The organism is Streptomyces sp. WELS2 (genome assembly GCF_013870595.1).
Taxonomy (GTDB): Bacteria; Actinomycetota; Actinomycetes; order Streptomycetales; family Streptomycetaceae; genus Streptomyces.
This window is the reverse complement of record NZ_JACBWZ010000383.1, coordinates 1-5,776: the sequence shown is the minus strand read 5'-3', so window position 1 is coordinate 5,776 and position 5,776 is coordinate 1. Positions and strand designations below refer to the sequence as shown.

At 73.4% G+C, this 5,776-nt stretch carries 4 protein-coding genes and 1 pseudogene; all 5 read right to left on the bottom strand.

Going from position 1 to position 5,776, the window contains the following annotated elements:
- Positions 1-24: 24 nt before the first annotated feature.
- Positions 25-327 (bottom strand): hypothetical protein, encoded by a 303-nt coding sequence (locus H5J33_RS21105; RefSeq protein ID WP_181796487.1) that lies wholly within the window; start codon positions 325-327, stop codon positions 25-27.
- Between the two features lie 895 nt (positions 328-1,222).
- Positions 1,223-2,480: pseudogene (gene mgt, locus H5J33_RS21100) on the bottom strand (macrolide-inactivating glycosyltransferase); the annotation flags it as partial.
- Positions 2,481-2,513: 33 nt separating this feature from the next.
- The gene (locus H5J33_RS21095; RefSeq protein ID WP_181796485.1) at positions 2,514-3,791 is read right to left on the bottom strand and encodes an ABC transporter substrate-binding protein; all 1,278 of its coding nucleotides are present in this window, start codon (positions 3,789-3,791) and stop codon (positions 2,514-2,516) included.
- Positions 3,791-4,642, bottom strand: coding sequence for a carbohydrate ABC transporter permease (locus tag H5J33_RS21090; RefSeq protein WP_181796484.1), 852 nt, complete (start codon positions 4,640-4,642; stop codon positions 3,791-3,793). Before H5J33_RS21090 ends, H5J33_RS21095 begins: the two co-directional genes overlap by 1 nt.
- Positions 4,639-5,571 (bottom strand): carbohydrate ABC transporter permease, encoded by a 933-nt coding sequence (locus tag H5J33_RS21085; protein WP_399552891.1) that lies wholly within the window; start codon positions 5,569-5,571, stop codon positions 4,639-4,641. Before H5J33_RS21085 ends, H5J33_RS21090 begins: the two co-directional genes overlap by 4 nt.
- Positions 5,572-5,776: the final 205 nt, after the last annotated feature.

The following is a 5,776-nucleotide window of genomic DNA, read 5'->3' as shown; positions in this document are numbered from 1 at the left end:
CGCGGGTCCGCCGGCCGTGGGCGGTCAGAGGTCCAGGGCGTGCAGGAGGTGCCGGGTGTAGTCGAGGCTGGCGGTGCCGGCCGAGGCCGCGATGGCGATCGTCTCCAGTGCGGAGCGGATCCGGCCCCGGTTGGGCGGCAGGCCGTCCTCGGCGGACTGCGCCAGCTGCTCCTGGATGGTCTCGCCGCTGCCGACCAGCCCCGGGTACTCGGCGCGCAGCGCCTCGGTGAGCCGGTCGGCGGCCTCCATCAGGGTCTCCAGGTCCGGGGTGGCGCGGTCGCCGAAGCGGGCCGGTCCGTTGACGTTTCCGAAGTCGTATGTGCTCATGTCCTGTCCTCGCTCGCGGGCCGGAGGAGCCGTCGGGCGGCCGGGGCCGCAGACGTCACCGATGTCGTGGGTGCGTGCCGCCGGCCGGTACGGCCGTGCCGAAGGAACGATGCCGAGACCGGCCGACAGCGCGAACGTTGGCTTGATATCGCCGGTGCGGTGCCTCCGTGACCGCGGATTCCCGCGGTGGACGCCGTCCGCCCCGGACGGGGCCGGGGACCCGCGAGGGCCGAAATCCGTCACCCGTCCGAGTGGGCGTCGCCCGTTGACCGCTCCCGCCGGGTCCGGCACGGAAGGGCGCGTACGACCGGTCGCCGACGGCGTCCACGGCCCTCTGCTCGGTGACGTCGCGGTCCAGGTACGCACGGGTGTCCGATCGCCGGGTCACGGTGCCCTCGCGGTGGCGTGGCGACGCCGGTGATGGTCTGCCTCTCACCCTGATTCCGCCCCTTCCGGCCTTCCGTGGGCTTCACCCTAGGGACAGCCTGACGGGTTTGTCGCGCGCTTCGGTGAGCGGGCCCCATGGGGGGCGGGTGTGTGGTATCGGCGGCCGCGGTCCGGCGCTCCCCTGTGACGTCGGACCGCGGCGACGTCTCGTTCTGCGTCGGCCGTGGCTCCGGTGTCACTGGAAGACGGCCGAACGGTCGGTTTTCAGCCAACCGTCCACCAGGCGCCGCGCCTTGCCGGGGAGTGGGTGTACGTGTACGGCCGCCGTGCCCCGTGGGGGCGAGCACGACGGCCGTGCCCGCGCCGAGGCGGGCTGCGCGAAACTCTCGCCGATGGGCGGCGGCCGGATCAACCTCTTCACGCAGCTGTGACTTGTTCAACAAGGTTTCGATATCACAAAGCGGATCTCTGCCGGCCGGAACGGACACCGGCCGGGCGTCCGCCGGCCCTACCGCTCGCGGCGTCCGGGCAGTTCCGCCTCGATGAGGTCGGCCGCCCGCCGGGTACCGCCCTCCTGAGCCATCTCCGCCTGGATCCGCGCGAGCCGGCGCGCGACCTCCGGATCGTCCACCAGGGCGAGGGCGGTCTCGCGGAGCAGCTCCGCGGTGGCCTCCTCGGTCGCCAGTTTCCGGGCGACGCCGAGCCCCTGGAGCATGTCGGCGTTGCCGAACTGGTCGACGGCCTGCGGTACGGCGATCATGGGCGTCGCGGTGGCCAGCCCCTCCTGGCTGCCGCCGGCGCCGGCGTGGGTGACGAACAGGTCGGCCTGGCGCAGGATCGCGAGCTGCGGCACCCAGTCGTGCACCTCCACGTTGTCCGGCAGCTCGCCCAGTTCGGCGCGGCTCACCTGCCGGCCGATCTGGAGGACGAGGTGCCAGCCGGGCAGGTCGCCGAAGGCGCGCACGCATTCCCGGTAGAAGGCGGGCTGCTTGGTGAAGGCCGAGCCGAGCGACACCAGCACGACCTTCTCGGCGCCGGCGGGCCGCTGCCAGCCGCCTTCCTCGGCGCGGTCTCCCTGGCAGGCGCCGACGAAGGTGTACACGCGTTCGTCCACCCGGTCGGCGTGCGGCTGGAGCGCCCTCGGGATGAGCACCAGGGAGCGCGGCGGACGACCGGCGAACGCGTCCGGGTGCTCGGTGATCCCGTTCTCCCTCAGCCATCCCTCGAACCGGGCGTAGTAGGCCCGGCCGCGCTCGGTCTGCCGGGGCTCGCGCCACATCGGCTCGGCGACCTCCTCCTCGTAGCCCTCCCAGGCGACGAGGTTCGGGGAGAGGGAGACCGCCGGGACGCCCCAGCGGTGGGCGAGGACGCGGGCCGGGTAGGAGGTGATGTCGTGCAGGACGAGGTCGGGGACGTCGCCGGCGTAGGCCTCGGCGAGCTGCGGGAGCGCCTGGACGGCGTCGTTCAGGAACGGTTCGACGTTGTCCAGCAGGGTGCTCCCCCATGCCTCCGGGTCGGCGTCGGGGCCGGGCAGGGTGGAGTGGTAGAGGACGGGCCGGGCGCCGGTGGCGGCCACCTTGTCGGCGAAGACGGGCGGTATGGCGTACGTGACCCGGTGGCCGCGGGCGACGAGTTCACGGATCACCTCCAGGCTGGGATTCACATGGCCGTGGGCGGCGATGGAGAACATGGCGATGTGGGCGGGGGCGGGGTGCGTGGTCATGTCGCCGACACTAAGCGAGACGATACGTCTCGTCTAATTCTTTTCCCGTACACGGGGTACGCCCGGAGGCGGACGGTCAGCGCTGGTAGCGGGCCAGTACCAGGTTGCCGTCCCGCTCCAGGCGGTGGCGCAGTCCGGCGAGGGTGATCGCGCCGCTGTAGTACTCCTGGTACGCCGGGGTGGCGACCTTGTCCTTCCATTCCGGGTAGCCGCGCACGGACTGGGCGGGCGCGGGACGGAGCCGGGCCGCGAGGGCGGTGCCGGTGGCCCAGCCGTGCCGCGCGGTGCGCAGGGCCGGGTCCTTCAGGGCCTGGGTGCCGGTGGGCAGCATCCAGTCGCCGAGGGCGAGGCGCACCATGTTCCGGGGGCGCAGCAGGAAGTCGATGAAGGCGACGGCCTCCTTCTTGTGCGGGCAGTCGGCGGAGACGGACAGCGTCTGCGGGCTGACGCCCTGGGTGAGCCCGTCGGCGCCGGCCGGGGCGGGCAGCACCTGCCAGTGGAAGCCCTCGGGGGCCTGCCGTGCGATCTGCTGGCGGTAGGAGAAGCCCAGCGGGACCATCGCGTACCGGCCGCCGAAGAGGCCGGGCAGGGTGTCCGCGCCGCCGCTGCCGAGGGTGGAGGCGGGGGCGCTGCGGTCGACGGCGATCTGGTCGTGGATGGTGCGCGCCACGACCGCGTCCCCGGCCTCGAACCGCACGGCGACCTTGCCGTCCGCACCCCGGTGGAAGAGCCGTCCGCCCGCCGACAGGGACAGGTTGAGCGTGGCGGACACGGGTTCCCTCAGCGGCCAGGCCACGCCGTACCGCCCGGGCCCGGTGAGCTTCTTGGCGACCTGCCGGAACTCCGGCCAGCTCCAGGGATGTCCGGGGGTCGGTATGCGCACCCCGGCCGCGCGCAGCCGGTCGGCGTCGGCGATCAGCACCCGGGGCTCCTGGAGGAAGGGCACGCCGTAGACACCGCGCCCGAAGGTGGCTGTCTCCCAGCTGTCGCGCGGGATGTCGGAGGCGAGCCGGCCGGGCAGCAGGCCGGAGAGGTCGGCGAGGTAGCCGCCGTAGGCGAAGTCGGCGAGGTCGTCGGAGGCGTCGTGGATGACGTCCGGGGCCTCGCCGCCCTCGAAGGAGGTGAGCAGCTGGTCGTGCACGCCGTCCCAGCCGCCTTGGACGTACTCGACCTCGACGTCCGGGTGGGTGGCGTTCCACTCCCGGACCAGCTCCTTGGTGGCGGCGACGGATTCGGGCTGCCAGGCCAGGGACTGGAAGCGCAGGGTGACCGGGCCGTCCGCGGGGCCGCCGGGGGAACAGCCCGCGAGGAGGAGCAGGAGCACGGCCAGCGCCAGGGTGATCCGGGTGCGCATCAGCTCTTCACCGCCCCGGTGAGCAGGCCGCTGGTGATCCGCCGCTGGACCAGTGCGAAGAAGGCCAGGGAGGGCAGGGTGGCCAGGAACGCGGCGGCGGCCAGCGGGCCGAGGTCGGCCACGCCCTCCGCGCCGATGAAGTGGGTGAGGACGACCGGGAGCGTCTGCCGCCGCGGGCTCTTGAGCAGCACCAGCGCGAAGAAGAACTCGTTCCACGCGGTGACGAACGCGAACAGGGCCGTCGCCGCGATGCCCGGCGCGAGCAGCGGCGCCGTCACCGACGTCAGCGTTCTCAGCCGTCCGGCCCCGTCGACGGCCGCCGCCTCCTCCAGTTCGGCGGGGACGGCGCGGGCGTGGCCGGCGAGCATCCACAGCGCGAACGGCAGCGACCACACCACGTACACCAGCACCAGTCCGGTGAGGGAGTCGATCAGCCGCAGCCGCTTCAGCACCAGGAACAGCGGGATGATCAGCAGGACGAAGGGGAACGCCTGACCGACCACCACCCAGCCCGTGGCCGCCCGGGCGGCCCGGGTGCGGTGCCGGGCCATGACGTAGGCCGCCGGGGTGGCGATCAGTACCGTGACGACGGCGGTGGCGAGCGCCACCAGCAGGGAGTTGAGGGCGGCGTGTGCCAGCGGCTGCTCGGCGAAGGCCTGCCGGACGTTGGCGAGGGTGGGGTGGCGCGGGATCCAGGCGGGGTGCGGGCTGCCCAGTTCGCGCGGGGACTTCACCGCGGTGGACAGCAGCCACAGCAGCGGGAAGGCGAGGAACAGCAGGTAGGCGAGCAGGGCCGTGTACTGGCCGGCGCGGGCGGCGCGGCGGGTCCTTGGGGTGCGCGCGGCCCTCACGCGTCCTCACCGCCGCGCAGCCGGCCGGCCAGGAACACCGCGAGCAGGACGGAGACCACGGCGACGAGCACACAGCCCATGGCCGCCGCGTAGCCGAACTGGCCGTAGCGGAAGGCCTCCTCGTAGGCGAAGAGCATGGGCAGCCGGGTCTTGCCGCCGGGCCCGCCACCGGTGAGGACGTAGACCAGGCCGAAGGAGTTAAGGTTCCAGATCAGGTTCAGCGCGGTGATGGCGAGGGCCACCGGTCCGAGCGCGGGCCAGGTGACCGCGCGGAAGCGGCGCCAGGCGCCCGCGCCGTCGACCGCCGCCGCCTCGTGGAGTTCGCGGGGGACGTTCTGCAGCCCCGCGAGCAGGGCGACCGTGGTCTGCGGCAGGCCCGCCCAGACGCCGACGACGATCACCGCGGGCAGCGCGGTGGCCAGACCGCTCAGCCAGTCCCGGCCGTCCCCGAGGCCGAGGTCGCGCAGGGTCTCGTTGAGGACACCCGCGTCCGGGTTGTAGACGAGCCGCCACATGATGCCGACGACGACCTCGGGCATCGCCCAGGGCACGATCGCGAGGGTGCGGGCCAGGCCGCGCAGCCGTAAGTCCTGGTTCAGCAGCAGGGCCAGGCCGAGCGCCAGCAGGAACTGGGGCACGGTCACGCCCACCGCCCAGACCAGGCCGATGCGGAACGACTCCCAGAACAGGGTGTCGTGCAGCAGGTCCCGGAAGTTGAGGGCGCCGGTCCAGCGGGTGGCGGCCGTCCGGCCGGACTGGGCGTCGGTGAAGGCCAGCAGGACGCCGTAGAGCAGCGGGCCGACGCTGAGCAGCAGGATGGGGACGAGGGCGGGCAGGACCAGGAACCAGGCGCCGCGGTCCAAGGTGCGGAGTCCGGCGCGGGGGTGTGCCCGCGCCGCCGGTGTCCGTGCTTCGGCCACCTCTGTCACGGAATCAGCCCCTTTGCCTGCCTCGGTTGGCGTGTTCATGGTCGTGAAGGCCCGGTGCCCCGTCAAGGGCCCGCGCACCGCCGCCGACCTGTACGGATGCGAGACTGGCCGGACAACGCACGGACACGGCACGGGAAGACGGCACGGAGGCGGGGCGATGGACGAGGCACGCGCGCGGGACGTACTGGCCGCGGCGGGGGTGCTC

Coding starts and splice junctions, on each gene's coding strand:
- H5J33_RS21105 (WP_181796487.1), bottom strand. CDS start 327: ATGAGCACATACGACTTCGGAAACGTCAACGGACCGGCCCGCTTCGGC.
- H5J33_RS21095 (WP_181796485.1), bottom strand. CDS start 3,791: ATGCGCACCCGGATCACCCTGGCGCTGGCCGTGCTCCTGCTCCTCCTC.